The organism is Microbacterium sp. SORGH_AS_0428 (genome assembly GCF_031453615.1).
Lineage (GTDB): Bacteria > Actinomycetota > Actinomycetes > Actinomycetales > Microbacteriaceae > Microbacterium.
This window is the reverse complement of sequence record NZ_JAVIZT010000001.1, coordinates 2314969-2333347: the sequence shown is the minus strand read 5'-3', so window position 1 is coordinate 2333347 and position 18379 is coordinate 2314969. Positions and strand designations below refer to the sequence as shown.

Genomic DNA, 18379 nt, shown 5'->3' with positions numbered 1-18379 from the left:
GGAGGCGTTCCATCGCACCACCCGGCACCACCGAACCCGAAAGGAACAGCATGAGACACAGCATTCGACGCACCCTCGTCGCCGTATCCGCCGTCGGCATCGCCTCGATGGCGCTGGCTGCCTGCGCAGGCGGAGACTCCGGCGCACCGGCCGCCTCCGGAGACCCGGACTTCGAGCCGCTCACCTCACTCAAGCTGCAGCTGCAATGGCTGCCCCAGGCGCAGTTCGCCGGCTACTACGTCGCCCTCGACAAGGGTTACTTCGAAGAGGAGGGCTTCGACGATGTCGAGATCGTGCCCTCCGGCGGCGACATCGTCCCGCAGGACGCACTCGTCGCGGGCGACGTCGACTTCGCCGTCGCGTGGGTGCCCAAGGTTCTCGGCACCCTCGAGGCAACGGGCGCCGAGCTCACCGACATCGCGCAGGTGTTCCAGAAGTCCGGAACGCTCCAGGTCTCCTGGGCCGACAGCGGCATCACGTCCGTCGCCGACTTCGAGGGCAAGCGGATCGGCTCGTGGGGCTTCGGCAACGAGTGGGAGATCTTCGCCGCCATGGCTGCGGACGACCTCGACTCCACGTCGGTCTCGATCACGACGCAGGACTTCAGCATGAACGCGCTGCTGGACGGCGACGTGGATGCGGCGCAGGCGATGACCTACAACGAGTGGGCGCAGGTGCTGGAGGTCGTGAACCCCGCGACGGGCAAGCTCTACCAGCCGGAGGACTTCAACGTCATCTCGTACGAGGACACCGAGGGCGCCATGCTCCAGGACGCCCTCTGGGCCGACACGGCACGCCTGGCCGACGACCCCGCCTACGCGGACGCCGCCGTGCGGTTCCTGAAGGCGGTCACGAAGGGATGGATCTTCGCGCGCGACAACCCCGAAGAAGCGGCATCCATCACCTACGACGCGGCGATCAACGCCGAGGCCGCCTTCCCCGTCGGCCCCGTGCACCAGCTGTGGCAGATGAACGAGGTCAACAAGCTGATCTGGACCGACAGCGACTTCGGCGTCGTGAACGAGGACGCGTGGAAGAAGACGGTCGCGGGCGCGCTCAAGGCGGTCAACCAGGACGGCCTGAACCTCATCACCGAGGAACCCGCCGACACCGCGTACAGCAACGAGTACATCGAGAAGGCGCTGCAGGAGCTCGAAGCCGAAGGGGTCGCGGTCAAGGGGACCTACACACCCATCGACGTGACGCTCACCGAAGGCGGTAAGTAGGATCCGCGGTGGGGGTGATGCGCGCATCGCCCCCACCGCTCATCGAAGGAGAAGAGCATGACCACCGATCTCGACCGCCGCGCCTGGGACCTCGACCGCGCCCACGTGTTCCATTCCTGGTCGGCGCAGGCGGCCCTCGATCCGCTCGTCATCGCCGGTGGGGAGGGCACCCGCGTCTGGGATCACGCAGGCACGCGCTACCTCGACTTCTCGAGCCAGCTCGTCAACGTCAACATCGGCCACCAGCATCCGGCCGTCGTCGAGGCGATCACCCGTCAGGCGGAACTGCTCACGACGATCGCGCCGTCCACGGCGAACCTCACGCGGGGCGAGGCGGCCGAGCGCATCATCGCGCGCGCCCCCCACGGATTCCACAAGGTGTTCTTCACCAACGGCGGCGCCGACGCGAACGAGAACGCGATCCGCATGGCCCGCCTCGTGACCGGACGCGACAAGGTGCTCTCCCGCTACCGCTCCTACCACGGCAACACCGGCGCGGCCATCGTCGCCACGGGCGACTGGCGCCGCATCCCGAACGAGTTCGCACGCGGGCACGTGCATTTCTTCGGCCCCTACCTCTACCGTTCGGAGTTCTGGGCGACGACGCCCGAGGAGGAATGCGCCCGCGCCCTCCACCACCTCGAACGCGTCGTGCAGGCCGAGGGTGCGGCGACGATCGCCGCCATCCTGCTGGAGTCGGTGCCGGGCACCGCGGGCGTGCTCATACCGCCGCCGGGCTATCTCGCCGGCGTGCGGGAGATCTGCGACCGCTACGGCATCATGCTGATCCTCGACGAGGTGATGGCGGGCTTCGGTCGCACCGGCCGCTGGTTCGCCTTCGAGGGCCACGACGTGGTGCCCGATCTCATCACCTTCGCCAAGGGGGTGAACTCCGGCTACGTCCCGGTGGGCGGCGTCATCATCTCCGACCCGATCGCAGCGGCCTTCGACGAACGCGTCTTCCCGGGCGGCCTCACCTACTCCGGCCATCCGTTGGCGGCGGCTTCCATCGTCGCGACCCTCGACGCGATGGAGGCGGAGGGGATCGTCGAGAATGCGGCGCGCATCGGACGCGACGTCCTGGGTCCCGCGCTGCATGCGCTCGCCCAGAAGCACGAGGTGATCGGCGAGGTGCGCGGCGAGGGCGTGTTCTGGGCGCTCGAGCTCGTCGCCGACCGTGCGACGCGCGAGCCCCTCGCCGCCGCCGCGATGGGCGCGCTCAAGAAGGACGTCATCGGACGCGGGCTGCTCCCTTTCGTGCAGGACAACCGCATCCACGTCGTTCCCCCGTGCATCGTGACCGACGAGGATGTCGATGAGGCCATCGGCATCTACGACGCTGCGCTCGCGGCCCTCTGATCCCCCACCCACGACGACGTGACAGGAGAAACGACATGACCCACACCCTCGGACACTGGGTATCGGGAAGCGACTGGGACGGAGCCTCCGAGCGCACGGCGCCGGTCTACAACCCCGCACGGGGCACGGTGACCAAGCAGGTGCGACTGGCGAGCACGACCGACGTGGATGCGGCCGTGGCCGCCACCGTGGCCGCCTGGCCCTCCTGGCGCGACGCCTCGATCGCCAAGCGCACCTCCGTGCTGTTCGCGTTCCGCGAGCTGCTGAACGCCCGCAAGCAGGAGCTCGCCGAGATCCTCACGGCCGAACACGGCAAGGTGCTCTCCGATGCGCTCGGCGAGATCGCCCGCGGCCTCGAGGTCGTCGACTTCGCCTGCGGCGTCGGCCAGTTGCTGAAAGGCACCTATTCGGAGAACGTCTCCACGGACGTGGATGTGTACACGCTGCGCCAGCCGGTGGGTGTCGTGGGCGTCATCAGCCCCTTCAACTTCCCCGCGATGGTGCCGCTCTGGTTCCTGCCGATCGCGCTCGCGGCCGGCAACGCCGTGGTGCTCAAGCCCAGCGAGAAGGACCCGTCCGCGTCCATCTGGCTCGCGCGCCTGTTCGCCGAGGCGGGGCTGCCCGAGGGCGTGCTCACCGTCGTCAACGGCGACAAGGAGGCGGTCGACGCCCTCCTCGTGCACCCCGACATCCGCTCGATCTCGTTCGTCGGGTCGACCCCAATCGCGCAGTACATCTACGCGACCGCCGCCGCGGCCGGCAAGCGCGTTCAGGCCCTGGGCGGCGCGAAGAACCACATGCTCGTGCTGCCCGACGCCGATCTCGACCTCGCCGCGGATGCGGCGGTCAACGCGGGCTTCGGCTCGGCCGGCGAGCGCTGCATGGCGGTCTCGGTGATCCTGGCGGTGGATGCGGTCGCCGACGCGCTCGTCGCCAAGATCACCGAGCGGATGTCGACGCTGCGCACCGGAGACGGCACCCGCGGCTGCGACATGGGTCCGCTCATCACCCGCGAGCACCGCGACAAGGTCGCCGGGTACCTGGATCAGGCCGCATCCGACGGCGCGACGGTCGTCGTCGACGGGCGGGGCATCGATGTCGACGGCGAAGCGGACGGCTTCTGGCTCGGCCCCTCGCTCATCGACCGCGTACCGCTGGACTCCGCCGTCTACCGCGACGAGATCTTCGGCCCCGTCCTGTCGATCGTCCGTGTGAGCGGCTACGAGGAGGCGGTCGACATCATCAACGCCTCGCCCTACGGCAACGGCACCGCGATCTTCACGAACGACGGCGGCGCTGCCCGCCGCTTCCAGCGCGAGGTACAGGTGGGGATGATCGGCGTCAACGTGCCGATCCCCGTGCCGGTCGCCTACCACTCGTTCGGCGGCTGGAAAGCGTCCTTGTTCGGCGACGCGAAGGCGTACGGCCCGTACGGCGTCTCCTTCTTCACCCAGGAGAAGGCGATCACGAGCCGCTGGCTGGACCCCTCGCACGGCGGCCTCAACCTCGGATTCCCGCAGAACGCCTGAGCGCGCCCGCTCCCGGGCCGCGTAGCCTGTTCGCACCATCACCACGCCGCATCCGCGGCCGACTTCGACGATCGGAGGTTCCCATGTCCATCGACGCCGCCCACCCTTCCCGTGAGCTCAAGGCGATCATCGGCGAGCCCGAGGTCGTCGAGGACGCAGCGAGCCTCGCGATCGGCGTGGAGGACGATCCGGCCTGGCTCGAGCTGAAGGACGCTGCCGTCGCGCTGCAGGCAGTGCAGGCGAAGGACGGCTCGGTGCCCGAGGCGGAGGACCGCACGACGGCACGCGTGGAGGTCGAGCGGATCGTCGCCGCCGTGCAGGAGCTCGCCCCGCGCTTCCCGCACGACGCCGACTACCTGCAGGCCCTCGTGGGGGACTTCCTGCGCTGGTCGGCGGAGGACTTCGGCGTGCCGGACTTCTTCGACGCCCTCGTCGCCTTCCAGCCGCAGCGGCACCGGGTGGACGGGATGCGCCACCTCGTCGTGTTCCCGATGTACACGCAGAACGGCTCGCCGAACCGGTACATCGAGGCCGTGCTCGTCGAGGTCATCTGGCCCGAGTTCATCGCACAGCTCGAGACGCAGTACACGAACGCCCTGTTCGTATCGCTGCGACTGGTGGACTTCACGCCGGGCTACGACACGAACTCGGCCGTGCTGTTTCCCGAGACCGTCTCGATGCGCGAGGTGCCCGCGTTCACGTGGGGAGCGATCTTCCAGGACCGAGAGGCGGCGCGCTACCGCAGGGTGGTGGCGGCAGCATCCGAGATCACGAAGCTCGAGCTGCCCGAGGACGCGGCGCGGATGCTGACGGATCAGGCTCTGACCGAGCAGACCTTCGTGATGTGGGATCTCATCCACGATCGCACCCACATGCGCGGCGATCTGCCGTTCGACCCGTTCATGATCAAGCAGCGCATGCCGTACTTCCTGTACTCGCTGGAGGAGCTGCGGTGCGATCTGACCGCGTTCCGCGAGTGCGTGCTGATCCGCCGGCGCCTCGACGAGCGTGTCGCTGCCGGCGAGCAGCTGAGCGACGTCGACGAACGGATGCGGGAGCACGCCGGACTCGTGCTGTACGCGGTGCTCTTCGATCGCATCTTCCGCTTCGCGATCACCGGCACCCGGGTGCGCAACTACGACGGGCTCGGCGGCCAGCTGCTGTTCGCGTGGCTGCACCGCCGCGGCGTGCTGCACTGGACGGACACCCGGCTGCGCATCGACTGGGATCAGGTCCCGGACGCGGTCGTCGCGCTGGCGGACGCGATCGACGAGCTGTACTGGCGTTCGATCGACCGCCCGAAGACGGCGCACTGGCTGGCCGCGTATGAACTCGTGAGCTCGGTCGTGACCCCGCATCCGGCCTCCGTGTGGGCGCGGGGCCTTCCCGACGAGGTGCTGTCGGGGCCGCCCGCGGGCTTCACCGATCAGGTGCTGACCGACGAGTTCCCGCTGTCGATGTTCTACGAGGCGCTGGAGAAGAAGATGCGCGACGTCATCGCCTCCACCGCCGGCATCCGCGCCGCCGACTGACCCGCCCGAGCGGCCCGCCGCCGCATCCGCCCCTCCGGCATGTCCCACTTGCCGCAGTGCATGTCCCACTTACGGCAATCCGTGTCCCACTTCCTGCAGGTTTCGGCTCCGATTTCTGCAGAAAGTGGGACACGGTGCGCCGCAGCCGGCGTGCGGATGCGGGGGCGACCCGACGTAGATTGGACGACTGTGACGACTCTGCATGACACCGCCGTGCGCGGCTTCGCCTCCGACAACTATTCCGGCGTGCACCCCGAGGTGCTGGCCGCGATCGCCGCCGCCAACGCGGGGCACCAGATCGCCTACGGCGAGGACGCCTACACGGCCCGCCTGCAGGAGGTCGTCCGCGCCCACTTCGGCGAGCGCGCGGAGGCATTCCCCGTCTTCAACGGCACGGGTGCGAACGTCACCGGCCTGCAGTCGATGCTGCCTCGCTGGGGTGCGGTCATCGCCGCATCCACCGCGCACATCAACGTCGACGAGGGCGGTGCGCCGGAGCGCGTGGGCGGCATGAAGCTGCTCACGGTCCCCTCGCCCGACGGCAAGCTCACCCCCGAGCTCGTCGACCGCGAGGCCTGGGGCTGGGGCGACGAGCACCGCGCACAGCCCCTCGTGGTCTCCATCACGCAGACGAGCGAGCTCGGCACGCTCTACACCCCGGATGAGATCCGCGCCCTCGCCGATCACGCCCACGAGCGCGGGATGCGGCTGCACCTCGACGGGGCCCGCATCTCCAACGCGGCGGCGGCCCTCGGCGTGCCGCTCGCCGCCTTCACGACCGACGCGGGCGTCGACGTCGTGAGCCTGGGCGGCACGAAGAACGGCGCGCTGGGCGCGGAGGCGATCGTCGTGCTCGACCCCGCCGCATCCACCGGTCTCACCTACCTCCGCAAGCTCAACATGCAGCTGGCCTCGAAGATGCGTTTCGTCTCGGCGCAGCTCGTGGCGCTCTACGAGGGCGATCTCTGGCTGCGCAACGCCTCGCACGCCAACGCGATGGCCCAGCGCCTGCGCCGCGGTGTGGATGCGGGCCTCGCCGACGGCTCGATCCGCGGCGTCTCGTTCACGCATCCCACCCAGGCCAACGGCCTGTTCGCGATCCTGCCCGAGGGTGTGGCGGAGCGCCTGCGCGAGAGCTTCCGGTTCTACGACTGGGGCCCCGCCGACGGAGGCTCGGATCAGCGCGAGAGCGATGATGCGAGTGGCGGTGGGGAGGATGAAAGCCGCCGCGAGGTGCGCTGGATGTGCTCGTTCGACACGACCGAGGACGACATCGACGCGTTCGTCACCGCGATCGCGCGCGAGACCACCCGCTGACGCGCGCTCAGGCGCCGGAGGGGCGTCCGAGCACGAACGACGCCACCGACGGGCGCCAGTGGCGAGCCACGTAGTCGACGGCCTCGTCCACCCCGAGCGCGCGCGACGAGTTGCCGACCCGCACCCACAGTTCACGGGTCGAGCCGCCGTCCTTGGGCTGCGTGACGAACACCGGTTTTCCCGCCGGCCGGCACTGCACGAGACACACGACGACACCGTCGCCCGCCGTCCCGAACCGGATGCGGGGAAGCGCTGCGGCGTTGCGACCGAGCGAGGTGGAGAGCATGTCGCGCAGCCACAGCTCGAACCTGTCATGGTCGGGCGTGCGCAAGGTCTGCAGATCGCGCTCGAGGCCCACCGCTTCGCCTGCGTCGTTCGCTCCGATCACGAGGACACCGCCGCGCGAGTTGAGGAACGCCGCGACGGTCTTCGCGACCGCCAGCTCCATGCGCGGGTCCTTGCGCGACTCGCGCACGTTCCAGCGGGCGGTCTCCTTGAACTCCCGGCGCTCTGACTCGCCCGCGGCGAGCACCGCCGCCGCATCCGGCATCGTGCTCGTCCCGCGCACCGCGGCCACCGCCCCCGCGACCAGGAAGGACAGCCCGAGACTCGCGCCGGTCGCCAGCAGCAGCGTGCTGGGCATCCACAGCCGCTGCCCCGGAATGAACAGACCCGAGATCAGGGCGCCGGCGCTGACGCCGAGCACGCCGATGAGGGTCATCGTCGCCGTGCCGAGCGAGAGCCGTTCGCCGAACAGTCGGCGCAGCAGCATCGCGATGCCGTAGGCGACGAGCAGGACGACCGGCAGCGCGACGGCGAAGTCGACGAGCGAGGGACTCGCAGGGAATGCGGATGCGGCGAGCGGCATGTCAGCGCAGGGCGCCGACACTGGCGAGGCCCAGGCGGATGAGGGTTCCCCGACCGCCTTCCATCTCGGCCGCGAGGGCGTCGGATGCGGCCTCCGCCGGCTCCATCCAGGTCACCTCGAGGGCGTCCTGGCGCGGCTCGCAGGTGCCCGTGACCGGCACCACGAATGCGAGCGAGACCGCGTGCTGGCGGTCGTCGTGGAACGCGCTCACGCCGGGAAGGGGGAAGTACTCGGCGACCGTGAACGGCGTCGGGCTCGGCGGCAGCAGCGGGAAGGCCATCGGGCCCAGATCGTTCTCGAGGTGACGGAAGAGTGCGTCACGCACGGTCTCGCCGTAACGGACGCGTCCCGACACGATCGTGCGGGTCATCTCCCCCAGCGGGGTCGCCCGCAGGAGGATGCCCACCTGGGTCACCACACCCATGCCGTCGGTGCGCACCGGGATGGCCTCGACGTAGAGCATCGGCAGTCGGCGTCGCGCCTCGGCGAGCTCGACATCGCTCAGCCACGCCGGGTTGCCGGCACTCCCCGGCAGACCCCCCAGGCCCAGGGGATCGCGCGACGAGTCGTCGCCGGGCTCGTGGGGGTCAGGATCGGGCGTGCGGACCGGCATGTCTCCTGTATACCCCACACCCCCGCCTCAGATAGCGGATGCGGGTGGTGGGTACCAGGATGGAGCGATGGATGCCACCCCGATGCTCGACGACGACGCCGTGCTGTTCTCCGACGACGACAACGCAGCAGATCGCCCCCTGCTCGTGCTGCTGCACGGCTACGCGAGCGACGAACGCGACCTCTTCTCGCTGGCGGCGCACCTGCCGCCCGAGTACCGCATGGCCGCCGTGCGCGCGCCGCTCGCGCCGCCGTGGCCGTCGCCGGGCTACTCGTGGTATCCGATCGAGGGCTTGAACGGCCGCGACGCGCGAGCGATCACCGCCGGCGCGGACGCGTTCACCGCCTGGCTGGATCGCACGAGCGCAGCCGAGACCGTCGGACTCCTGGGGTTCTCGCAGGGCGGCGCGGTCTCGCTGCAGGCCCTGCGCCGGCAGCCGGACCGCTTCGCGTTCGCGGTGAACCTCAGCGGCTATGCCACACCGGGAGACCTCGACACCGATGCGGCGCTCGCCGCGCGGCGCCCGCCGGTGTTCTGGGGACGCGGTTCCGTCGACGACGTGATCCCCGCTCCCCTGATCACCCACACCGCGCAGTGGCTGCCCGATCACGTCGATCTCACCGGGCGCCTGTACCCCGGCCTCGGCCACTCCGTCAGCGCGGAGGAACTCGTCGACATCCGGGCGTTCCTCCAGCGGCAGCTCGGCTGACCCCGCTCGGTCTGGACATCACCCACCGCGATCGGTAGGGTCTTGGAGTCCTGCCCCTTCCGAAAGGTCGAACCGGTGTACTTCCTCGACGGCTTCGCGTCCACGCGCTGACCCCGTCGATCACCGTGCCCGCGGGCACCCGGGTGTCAGTGCTTCCACCGACATCCCGGGAGGCACCATGCCGGCTCTCTCCGCTGCGGTCGTCCTCGACCGCCTCTCCTTCTCCTGGCCGGACGGCACAGCCGCTCTGACCGAGGTCTCCGGCACGTTCGGCACCGGAACGACGGGCCTCGTCGGACGCAACGGCTCCGGCAAGACCACTCTGCTGCGCCTGATCGCGGGCGAGCTGCAACCCGCATCCGGTCACCTCAGCGTCGACGGCGACGTGGCGGTGCTGCCGCAGCGGCTCACCCTCGACGCCGACCGGCCCGTCGCCGACCTGCTGGGCCTGGGCGAGGTCCTGGCCGCGCTGCGCGCGGTCGAGGCGGGCGACGTCGACGCGCGCCACTTCGACACGATCGGCGACGACTGGGACGCCGAGGCCCGTGCGGTCGCCGCGCTCGACGCCGCCGGGCTCCCGGGCGATGCCCTCGACCGGCGCATCGGGCAGCTCTCCGGAGGCGAGGCCGTGCTCGTCGCGACGGCGGGGTTGCGCGCCCGACGGGCCGCGGTGACCCTTCTCGACGAACCGACCAACAATCTCGACCGCGCGGCACGGGCGCGGCTGCGCGATCTGCTCGCGGGCTGGCCGGGAGCCCTGCTCGTCGTGAGCCACGACGTGGCGCTGCTGGACGGGATGTCGGAGACGGCGGAGCTGTACGGAAACCGTCTGACGCGTTTCGGCGGCGGCTACCGCGCGTGGCGCGAGCATCTGGAGAACGAGCAGGATGCGGCACGCGCCGCCGAGCGCGCCGCCGCATCCGCCGTGCGACGCGAGAAGCGCCAGCGGATCGAGGCGGAGACGACGCTCGCACGACGCGCCAGGACGGCACACAAGGCGCAGGTCGAGAAGCGCGTGCCCAAGATCATCGCCGGTGGCCGTAAGCACGCGGCGCAGGTGTCGGCGGGCAAGCTCCGCGGCATGGTCGCCGATCGTGAATCCGCCGCGCGCGACGCTCTCGATACGGCGGAGCGGCGCGTGCGAGACGACGAGAGCGTGCATCTGGATCTGCCCGACCCGCAGGTCGCGGCGGGCAGGCGCCTCGCCGAGATCGGCGACGGCGCCCGCACCTGGATCGTGCAGGGCCCCGAGCGGATCGCGATCGTCGGAGCGAACGGCGCCGGCAAGTCGACTCTCCTCGAGCGACTGGCGGGGAGAACCGCGCACGGCTCAGCCGAAACGAGCCCGGACCGGAAAGCCGACCGGCAGGTCGGACCTGCCTGGCTGCGTTCTGCTCGAGCGGTGCTGCTCACCGATCGGGTGGGCTATCTTCCGCAGCGCCTGGACGGGCTGGACGATGACGCTACGGTGCTCTCGATCGTCACCGCGGCGGCTCCCGCCGTGCCCACCTCGGAGCTGCGCAACCGCCTGGCGCGGTTCCTGCTGCGGGGCGCGACCGTCGACCGAGCCGTGGCCACCCTCTCCGGCGGCGAGCGTTTCCGACTCTGCCTCGCACGCCTGCTGCTCGCCGATCCGCCGCCGCAGCTGCTCCTGCTCGACGAGCCGACCAACAACCTCGACCTCGAGACCGTCGACCAGCTCGTCGATGCGCTCTCCGCCTACCGCGGTGCACTGATCGTGGTCAGCCACGACGACGACTTCCTGTCCCGCCTGGGCATCGACACGACCATCGAGATCGACGCGGACGGGATGCGGGAGACGGACGCCTTCATAGACGACGTATAGGAGCATCACCGTGTCCGCCTGAGACCGTCGGACACGATCGGACGACGAACACTCGCCGACATGTCAGGAGAAGACCGTGGCACGCATCCCGGATGCCGAGCAGACCCCGCGAGGGCCCGCCTACGAAGGCCGACTGCTGGACCGGCCGGACGAGGAGGTCGTCGACCAGGGCGCCCCGTTCGATGTCCGCACCCTCATCACCCGTCGCGGCATCCTCGGACTCGTGGGAGTGGGGCTGGGAACCGCGGCTCTCGCCGCCTGCGCCCCCGTGAGCTCCGCGAGCACGACGTCGACCGCGACACCGACGCCCTCGGGCTCCGTCACGCCCGGATCGGTATCGGGAACGCTCCCCGCGGGCGAGATCCCCGACGAGACGGCCGGCCCCTACCCCGGCGACGGCTCCAACGGTCCTGACGTGCTCGAACAGAGCGGGATCGTGCGCAGCGACCTGCGGACGAGCATCGGCTCCTCGACCGCGGTCGACGGAGTCCCCCTGACCTTCACCCTCCGAGTGACCGACATGGCGAACGGCGACGCGCCCTTCGCCGGCGTCGCTGTCTACGCCTGGCACTGCGACGCACAGGGTCGTTACTCGATGTACTCCGACGGGGTCGAGGACGAGACCTGGCTGCGAGGCGTTCAGGTGGCCGACGCGAACGGGCAGGTGACGTTCACCTCGATCGTCCCCGGCTGCTACACCGGCCGGTGGCCCCACATCCACTTCGAGGTCTACCCGAGCATCGATGACATCACGGACGCGACGAACGCCATCGCCACCTCGCAGCTGGCGTACCCCGAGGCGCCCCTGGCGGACGTCTACGCGCTCGCCGCCTACGACGGCTCGGCCCGCAACCTCTCCCAGGTGTCGCTGTCCAGTGACAACGTCTTCGGCGAGGACGCGGGCGCGCTCCAGGTCGCCACCGTCACCGGGGACGCGACGAGCGGCCACACCGCCGCGCTCGCCGTCCGCGTCGATACGACGACGCCGTCCGCGGGCCAGGCGCCCGGCGGACGACGTTGATCAGCGACCGCCGTCGCGCCCGGCTCCGCCGATGCCGGGCGCGCCCGGCTGGCCGTAAGGACCGTGGTCGCCCGTCGCACGGTGGTCCTGGATCGGACGCACCGACGATCCGACACCGCGCATCATGCGCCACACCCAGACCGCGGTGAGCGCCCCGATCACCACCACGACGGCCAGGATCACCGCGAGGCTCTGCGTCACGATGCCGAGGACGACGGCGAGCACGGCGGCGAGTGCCAGCATCCCGAGGACCACCCCCAGGATCGCGCCGATCGATGGACGCCGGAGCGGCTGCTGCTCGTCATAGGGCGATGTGTCGTTCGTCATCCGTTGGCTCCCGTCGATGAGGAACCGCCCACGTTACCCAGGCCCACCGTGTTCGGCTGGCCCAGCGGCCCGAACTGTTCATAACCCGGACGCTCGCCGGGGCGGTGCTCCGGCGGCGGGGTATCGCGCAGGACGCGGGGCACCCATAGCGCGCCGAGCACGACGACGACGGCGCCGGCGATGATCGCGGCGACGAGACTCTGGGTGATGGCGGCGGTGAAGCCACCGATGACACCCGCCAGGACCAGCATGATGGCGGCGAAGGCCACGACGCGCCACACCGAGGAGCGCACCGGGCGATCTTTCTCGTGATTCGTGTCCATGTTGGCCACGCTAGGCGCGGGGGTGTGAGCTCGCACCCCCGTTGACCTCGGCGCCACCGGCGTCTATGCCTGCGCTCTGAGCGCAATCCCCGCCCGGGTGTCGGCGGCTGCGGCCACAATAATCGGGTGAGTGATGTGCTCGGCCAGTTTTCGCCTGCCACGCAGGACTGGTTCCGGGGCGCCTTCGCCGCGCCGACAGCCGCGCAGGCCGGCGCCTGGCACGCGATCTCGCAGGGACGCCACGCGCTCGTGGTCGCTCCCACCGGCTCCGGAAAGACCCTGTCGGCCTTCCTCTGGGCGATCGACAGCGTGTTCCGCGAGCGGACGGCGTCCCCTACCCCCGCGAAGGATGCGCCGCGCACCCGCATCCTCTACATCTCCCCGTTGAAGGCGCTCGGCGTCGACGTGGAGCGCAACCTCCGCTCCCCCCTCGTGGGAATCGGGCAGTCCGCCCGACGCCTGGGCCTGCCCGCGCCCGATGTACGCGTCGGCGTGCGCTCGGGGGACACCACGTCCTCGGACCGGCGCAAGCTCGTGAGCGATCCGCCCGACATCCTCATCACGACCCCCGAGTCGCTGTATCTGATGCTCACGAGCCAGGCGTCCGAGACCCTGCGCGGCGTGCACACCGTCATCATCGACGAGGTGCACGCGGTGGCCGCCACCAAGCGCGGCGCGCACCTGGCCGTCAGCCTCGAACGCCTCGATGCGCTGCTCGAGACTCCGGCGCAGCGCATCGGCCTGTCGGCGACCGTCCGCCCGATCGACGAGGTCGCACGCTTCCTCGGCGGCGCGGCGCCGGTCGACATCGTCGCGCCGCGCGCCACCAAGGCCTTCGACATGACGGTCGTCGTGCCGGTCGACGACATGCTGCATCCGCCGCCTCCTCCGGGACAGCAGGCCGAGGGCGAGGGTGAGGACTGGTTCGCGTCGGGCGGGGACGAGAGCACCGAGATCACGGGATCCCTGTGGCCTCACGTCGAAGAAGCGATCGTCGACCGCATCCTCCAGCACCGCTCGACGATCGTCTTCTCGAACTCCCGCCGGCTCGCCGAGCGCCTCACCGGGCGCCTGAACGAGATCTACAGCGAACGACTGGGACTCGACCTGCCCGACCCCGCGTTGCCTGCGGCGATGATGGCGCAGGCGGGGGCCACGGCCGGCGCCGAACCGGTGCTCGCCAAGGCGCATCACGGCTCGGTCTCCAAGGAGCAGCGCGCCATCGTCGAGGACGAACTGAAGTCGGGGGTGCTCCGCTGCGTCGTGGCCACCAGCAGTCTGGAGCTCGGCATCGACATGGGAGCGGTCGATCTGGTGATCCAGGTCGAGGCACCGCCGTCGGCCGCATCGGGGCTGCAGCGCATCGGACGCGCCGGTCACCAGGTCGGCGAGGTCAGCCGCGCGGCGCTGTTCCCGAAGCACCGCGGCGACGTGCTGCACACCGCGATCGTCACCGAGCGGATGCTGGCGGGTCGGATCGAGTCGATCCGCGTGCCGCAGAACCCGCTCGACATCCTCGCCCAGCAGACCGTCGCGGCCGCCGCACGGGGCGCGATCGAGGTCGAGGACTGGTTCGACACCGTGCGGCGCAGCGCGCCCTTCCGCACGCTCCCCCGCTCCGCGTACGAGGCGACGCTCGATCTTCTGGCGGGCCGTTACCCGTCCGACGAGTTCGCGGAACTCCGGCCACGGCTCGTGTGGGACCGCGATCACGGCACGCTCACCGGCCGTCCGGGCGCGCAACGGATCGCGGTGACCAGCGGCGGCACGATCCCCGACCGGGGCCTGTTCGGCGTGTTCGTCGCGGGCGAGAGCCAGAACGCCCGCGTCGGCGAGCTCGACGAGGAGATGGTCTACGAGTCGCGGGTGAACGACGTGTTCACACTCGGTACGACCAGCTGGCGCATCGTCGAGATCACCCACGACCGGGTCAACGTGGTGCCCGCATTCGGCCAGCCCGGCAAAGTCCCGTTCTGGCACGGCGACGGGCTGGGCCGGCCCGCGGAGCTCGGCGAAGCACTCGGCGCTTTCTCCCGCGAGGTGTCGGCGGCCGAGCCCGCCCGTGCCCGGGAGCGACTGTCCGAGGCCGGGCTGGATGCCTTCGCGCAGGACAACCTGCTCGCCTACCTCGCGGAGCAGCGTGAGGCGACCGGGTCGGTTCCGACCGATCGCTCGCTCACCGTGGAGCGCGGGCGTGACGAGGTCGGCGACTGGCGCGTCATCCTCCATTCCCCGTACGGCATGCAGGTCCACGCCCCGTGGGCGCTGGCGGTGAACGCCCGCATCCGGGAGCGACTGGGGGTCGAGGGCTCCGCCGTGGCAAGCGACGACGGGATCATCGCGCGCGTTCCCGATGCCGAGGCGGAACCGCCGGGCGCCGAACTGTTCGTGTTCGACCCCGACGAGCTCGAGCAGATCGTCACCGACGAGGTCGGGGGCTCCGCGCTCTTCGCATCGCGATTCCGCGAGTGCGCGGCCCGCGCGCTGCTGATGCCGCGGACGAACCCCAACCGTCGCAGCCCCCTCTGGCAGCAACGACAGCGTTCGGCGCAACTGCTGGAGGTCGCGCGCCGCCACCCCACCTTCCCGATCATCCTCGAGACCCTGCGCGAGGTGCTGCAGGACGTCTACGACCTCCCGGCGCTGACCGGGATCGCTCGCAAGATCGCGGACCGCCGCATCCGTCTGGTCGAGACGACGACCTCACAGCCCTCTCCGTTCGCGCGCGACCTCCTGTTCGGCTACGTCGGCGCCTTCATGTACGAGGGCGATTCGCCGCTGGCCGAGCGCCGTGCCGCGGCGCTCTCGGTCGACCCGGCGCTGCTGGGCGAGCTGCTCGGCAAGATCGAGATGCGCGAGCTGCTCGATCCCGACGTCATCGCGCAGTTCGAACGGGAGGCCCAGCGACTCGACGACGAGCGCAAGGCCCACGGCCTCGAGGGCGTCGCCGACCTCCTGCGCCTGCTCGGGCCTCTCGGCGTCGACGAGCTCGCGCTGCGCCTGACAGACGGCGAACAGGCGGCGCGGTATGCGGCGGAGCTGGTCGACGGCCGCCGCGCGATCCGGGTGGGCATCGCCGGAGCGGAACGCATCGCCGCGATCGAGGATGCGGGGCGGCTGCGCGACGCTCTCGGCGCCGCGCTCCCGGTGGGGCTGCCCGTGGCGTTCCTCGAGCCGGTGGCGGATCCGCTCGGCGACCTCGTCGCCAGGCATGCCCGCACGCACGGTCCGTTCACCGCCGATCAGGTCGCCGAGCGGTTCGGCGTCGGGGTGGCTGTCGCACGGCACACGCTGCAGCGCCTGGAGTCGTCGGGGCGGGTCACGAGCGGCTTCTTCCTGCCCGAGTCCGCCGCGCGCCGCACCGACGACACGGAATGGTGCGACAGCGAAGTGCTCCGGCGGTTGCGGATGCGGTCGCTGGCCGCCATCCGAGGCAGCGTCGAGCCCGTCTCCCCCGACGCCTTCGCCCGTTTCCTCCCGGTCTGGCAGCACGTGACCCGACCCCTGGAGGGGATCGACGGCACGCTCGCCGTCATCGAACAGCTCGCCGGCGTGCCGATCCCCGCGAGCGCCTGGGAGTCCCTCGTGCTGCCCTCGCGGGTCAGGGACTACTCCCCCTCGATGCTCGACGAGCTGACGGCGACGGGCGAGGTCGTGTGGGCCGGACACGGTGCGCTGCCCGGCCGTGACGGATGGGTGTCGTTGCATCCCGCCGACTCCGCCTCCCTCACGCTCGCCGTCCCCGACGACGAGGTCGCGGCCGATTCGCTCGACGCCCGCATCCTCGACGTGCTCGCCGCCGGCGGCGCGTACTTCGCCGCGCAGGTGCGCGAGCTCGCGCAGGCGGAGAACGAGCAGTCCGTCGTCGAGGCGCTCTGGCGCCTGGCCTGGGCGGGGCGGGTGACCAACGACACCTTCGCCCCGGTGCGTGGACTGCTGTCCGGTGGATCGCAGGCGCATCGGGTGGCCCGGCGAGCGCCGCGCGCGCGGATGTTCCGCGGTACGAGCATGCCGCGTCCGACGGCTCCCGCGCGGCCCGCATCCATCGGCGGGCGGTGGTCGCTGCTTCCGGCACCGGAGATCGACCCGACACTGCGCCACACCGCCGCGGCATCGCTGCTGCTGGACCGCTACGGCGTCGTGACCCGGGGATCCGTGCAGAACGAGGGCCTGCCCGGCGGATTCGCCCAGGCGTACCGGGTGCTCGCCCAGTTCGAGCAGGCGGGGCACTGTCGACGCGGCTACCTCATCGAGAAGCTCGGCGCGGCGCAGTTCGCCGCGTCGGCGACGATCGACCGGCTCCGTGAGTTGGCCGCGGTCGGCGACCCACCGCCCCGCCACGGCGTGACTCTCGCGGCGACCGATCCCGCCAACCCGTACGGGGCGGCGCTCGGCTGGCCGGCGCGCGAGGGCGTCAAGCATCGCCCCGGGCGCAAGGCGGGAGCGCTGGTCGTCCTCGTCGACGGCGACCTCGTGCTGTATCTGGAGCGCGGTGGCAAGACGGCACTGAGCTTCACCGACGACGAGGACGCGCTGACCGCCGCGGCGGCGTCGCTGGCCCAGACGGCGCGCGCCGGCAGGCTCGAGACCCTCACGATCGAGCAGGTCGACGGCGCCTTCGTCTTCGGTACGGTGCTGGGCCGGCTGCTGCGCGATGCCGGCTTCGTCGAATCCACACGAGGCCTCACGCTGCGGCGACTCACCGCCGGCGACGCCGCGCGAGCGGAGCGGTCGACGCGTGCCTGAGGGCGACACCGTCTACCGTGCGGCGGTCCGCCTGCACGCCGCCCTGGCGGGGCGCGTCGTCGAGCGGTTCGATCTGCGTGTTCCGCAGCTCGCGACGCTCGACCTCCGGGGTCAGACCGTGCACGCTGTCGTGCCGCGCGGCAAGCACCTGCTGGCGCGGATCGGCGATCAGACGCTGCACTCCCATCTGAAGATGGAGGGCGAGTGGCACGTGTACGCTCCCGGCGCCCGATGGCGCAAGCCCGCCTTCAAGGCCCGCGCGATCGTCGGCGTCGCCACCGCGGATGCGGTCGGCTTCGACCTGGCCATGATCGACGTCGTTCCGACGGCGCGGGAGGACGAGCTCGTGGGCTACCTCGGCCCCGATCCGCTCGGCGCGGACTGGGATGCCGCCGAGGCGGTCCGCAGGCTCGGCGCCGATACGCGCGCTGCGCACGTCGCGGTGCTCGATCAGCGCAATGTCGCGGGCTTCGGCAACGTCTACGCGAACGAGCTGCTGTTCGTGCGCGGCATCCATCCCGAGACGCCCGCGACCGAGATCGATGCCGCCGGTCTCATCGAGACCGGCGGCCGGATGATCCGCGCCAACCGGGATCGTGCGGCACGCACCTTCACCGGTCAGGATCGCGCAGGGCAACGCACCTGGGTGTACGGGCGCGCCGGCAGGCCGTGCCGACGGTGCGGCACCCTCATCCGCGAGACGGCGCTGGGCGCCTCGCCGACGGCCGAGCGCAATGTGTTCTGGTGCCCGCGCTGCCAGCCCGCACCCGCCTGACACCTCGCCGCCGGCCACTGAGCCTCTCGCCACTCGCCAAGCCGCGACAGCTCAGCGGGCACAGCCCCCGTATGTCCCACTTGCCGCAAAGCATGTCCCATTTTCCGCAGAGATCAGGCTCCAAAAGTGCAGCACGTGGGACATGTCGCGGGATTCGGCCCCTGGAAGTGCAGCAAGTGGGACATGTC

The 18379-nt window shown here is 70.9% G+C and carries 14 protein-coding genes; 10 read left to right on the top strand and 4 right to left on the bottom strand.

Features of this window, described 5'->3' with window-relative positions; genetic code table 11:
- Window positions 1-50 precede the first annotated feature (50 nt).
- The 5 genes from QE374_RS11255 (at window position 51) to QE374_RS11235 (ending at window position 6963) form a co-directional block, all read left to right on the top strand.
- Window positions 51-1226 carry an ABC transporter substrate-binding protein gene (locus QE374_RS11255; protein ID WP_309734930.1) on the top strand — a complete coding sequence of 392 codons (1176 nt, stop codon included), beginning with the start codon at window positions 51-53 and terminating at the stop codon, window positions 1224-1226.
- Between the two features lie 57 nt (window positions 1227-1283).
- Complete coding sequence (locus tag QE374_RS11250) at window positions 1284-2585, top strand: aspartate aminotransferase family protein (RefSeq protein WP_309734928.1); 1302 nt, start codon at window positions 1284-1286, stop codon at window positions 2583-2585.
- Window positions 2586-2620: 35 nt separating this feature from the next.
- Window positions 2621-4114, top strand: coding sequence for a CoA-acylating methylmalonate-semialdehyde dehydrogenase (locus tag QE374_RS11245; RefSeq protein ID WP_309734925.1), 1494 nt, complete (start codon window positions 2621-2623; stop codon window positions 4112-4114).
- Window positions 4115-4197: 83 nt separating this feature from the next.
- Window positions 4198-5646, top strand: a complete 1449-nt coding sequence (locus tag QE374_RS11240) for a DUF6421 family protein (protein ID WP_309734922.1) — start codon at window positions 4198-4200, stop codon at window positions 5644-5646.
- Window positions 5647-5835: 189 nt separating this feature from the next.
- Entirely contained in the window at window positions 5836-6963 is a 1128-nt protein-coding gene (locus tag QE374_RS11235) for a low specificity L-threonine aldolase (RefSeq protein ID WP_309734920.1), read from the top strand.
- A 7-nt stretch (window positions 6964-6970) separates the two neighbouring features.
- Here QE374_RS11235 and QE374_RS11230 read toward each other — a convergent pair whose 3' ends face one another.
- Both QE374_RS11230 and QE374_RS11225 read right to left on the bottom strand, forming a co-directional pair.
- Complete coding sequence (locus QE374_RS11230) at window positions 6971-7831, bottom strand: ATP-binding protein (protein ID WP_309734917.1); 861 nt, start codon at window positions 7829-7831, stop codon at window positions 6971-6973.
- Window position 7832: 1 nt separating this feature from the next.
- Window positions 7833-8444, bottom strand: a complete 612-nt coding sequence (locus QE374_RS11225) for an NUDIX hydrolase family protein (RefSeq protein ID WP_243231285.1) — start codon at window positions 8442-8444, stop codon at window positions 7833-7835.
- A gap of 67 nt (window positions 8445-8511) precedes the next feature.
- On the opposite strand from QE374_RS11225, the gene QE374_RS11220 reads away from it, so the two are divergent.
- The 3 genes from QE374_RS11220 to QE374_RS11210 all read left to right on the top strand — a co-directional run bounded on the left by QE374_RS11220 (window position 8512) and on the right by QE374_RS11210 (window position 12020).
- Complete coding sequence (locus tag QE374_RS11220; protein ID WP_309734913.1) at window positions 8512-9153, top strand: alpha/beta hydrolase-fold protein; 642 nt, start codon at window positions 8512-8514, stop codon at window positions 9151-9153.
- Between the two features lie 178 nt (window positions 9154-9331).
- Window positions 9332-10999 (top strand): ATP-binding cassette domain-containing protein, encoded by a 1668-nt coding sequence (locus QE374_RS11215; protein WP_309734911.1) that lies wholly within the window; start codon window positions 9332-9334, stop codon window positions 10997-10999.
- A gap of 76 nt (window positions 11000-11075) precedes the next feature.
- Entirely contained in the window at window positions 11076-12020 is a 945-nt protein-coding gene (locus QE374_RS11210; protein ID WP_309734909.1) for an intradiol ring-cleavage dioxygenase, read from the top strand.
- On the opposite strand, the gene QE374_RS11205 is transcribed toward QE374_RS11210, so the two are convergent.
- Both QE374_RS11205 and QE374_RS11200 read right to left on the bottom strand, forming a co-directional pair.
- Window positions 12021-12347, bottom strand: coding sequence for a hypothetical protein (locus QE374_RS11205; protein WP_309734907.1), 327 nt, complete (start codon window positions 12345-12347; stop codon window positions 12021-12023). It abuts the gene before it with no gap.
- Window positions 12344-12670: a hypothetical protein gene (locus tag QE374_RS11200; RefSeq protein ID WP_309734905.1), complete on the bottom strand. Its 327-nt coding sequence runs from the start codon at window positions 12668-12670 to the stop codon at window positions 12344-12346. Before QE374_RS11200 ends, QE374_RS11205 begins: the two co-directional genes overlap by 4 nt.
- A gap of 126 nt (window positions 12671-12796) precedes the next feature.
- On the opposite strand from QE374_RS11200, the gene QE374_RS11195 reads away from it, so the two are divergent.
- Together QE374_RS11195 and QE374_RS11190 are read left to right on the top strand one after the other, a co-directional pair.
- Window positions 12797-17416 (top strand): ATP-dependent helicase, encoded by a 4620-nt coding sequence (locus QE374_RS11195; RefSeq protein ID WP_309734903.1) that lies wholly within the window; start codon window positions 12797-12799, stop codon window positions 17414-17416.
- Window positions 17409-18191 (top strand): DNA-formamidopyrimidine glycosylase family protein, encoded by a 783-nt coding sequence (locus QE374_RS11190; RefSeq protein ID WP_309734902.1) that lies wholly within the window; start codon window positions 17409-17411, stop codon window positions 18189-18191. Before QE374_RS11195 ends, QE374_RS11190 begins: the two co-directional genes overlap by 8 nt.
- The last annotated feature ends 188 nt before the right edge of the window (window positions 18192-18379 follow it).

What these genes read in the sequence shown, in the direction of transcription:
- QE374_RS11250 (WP_309734928.1), top strand. Translation starts at nt 1,284, where the DNA reads ATGACCACCGATCTCGACCGCCGCGCCTGGGACCTCGACCGCGCCCAC.
- QE374_RS11205 (WP_309734907.1), bottom strand. Translation starts at nt 12,347, where the DNA reads ATGACGAACGACACATCGCCCTATGACGAGCAGCAGCCGCTCCGGCGT.
- QE374_RS11240 (WP_309734922.1), top strand. Translation starts at nt 4,198, where the DNA reads ATGTCCATCGACGCCGCCCACCCTTCCCGTGAGCTCAAGGCGATCATC.
- QE374_RS11230 (WP_309734917.1), bottom strand. Translation starts at nt 7,831, where the DNA reads ATGCCGCTCGCCGCATCCGCATTCCCTGCGAGTCCCTCGCTCGTCGAC.
- QE374_RS11200 (WP_309734905.1), bottom strand. Translation starts at nt 12,670, where the DNA reads ATGGACACGAATCACGAGAAAGATCGCCCGGTGCGCTCCTCGGTGTGG.
- QE374_RS11225 (WP_243231285.1), bottom strand. Translation starts at nt 8,444, where the DNA reads ATGCCGGTCCGCACGCCCGATCCTGACCCCCACGAGCCCGGCGACGAC.
- QE374_RS11245 (WP_309734925.1), top strand. Translation starts at nt 2,621, where the DNA reads ATGACCCACACCCTCGGACACTGGGTATCGGGAAGCGACTGGGACGGA.
- QE374_RS11220 (WP_309734913.1), top strand. Translation starts at nt 8,512, where the DNA reads ATGGATGCCACCCCGATGCTCGACGACGACGCCGTGCTGTTCTCCGAC.
- QE374_RS11215 (WP_309734911.1), top strand. Translation starts at nt 9,332, where the DNA reads ATGCCGGCTCTCTCCGCTGCGGTCGTCCTCGACCGCCTCTCCTTCTCC.
- QE374_RS11255 (WP_309734930.1), top strand. Translation starts at nt 51, where the DNA reads ATGAGACACAGCATTCGACGCACCCTCGTCGCCGTATCCGCCGTCGGC.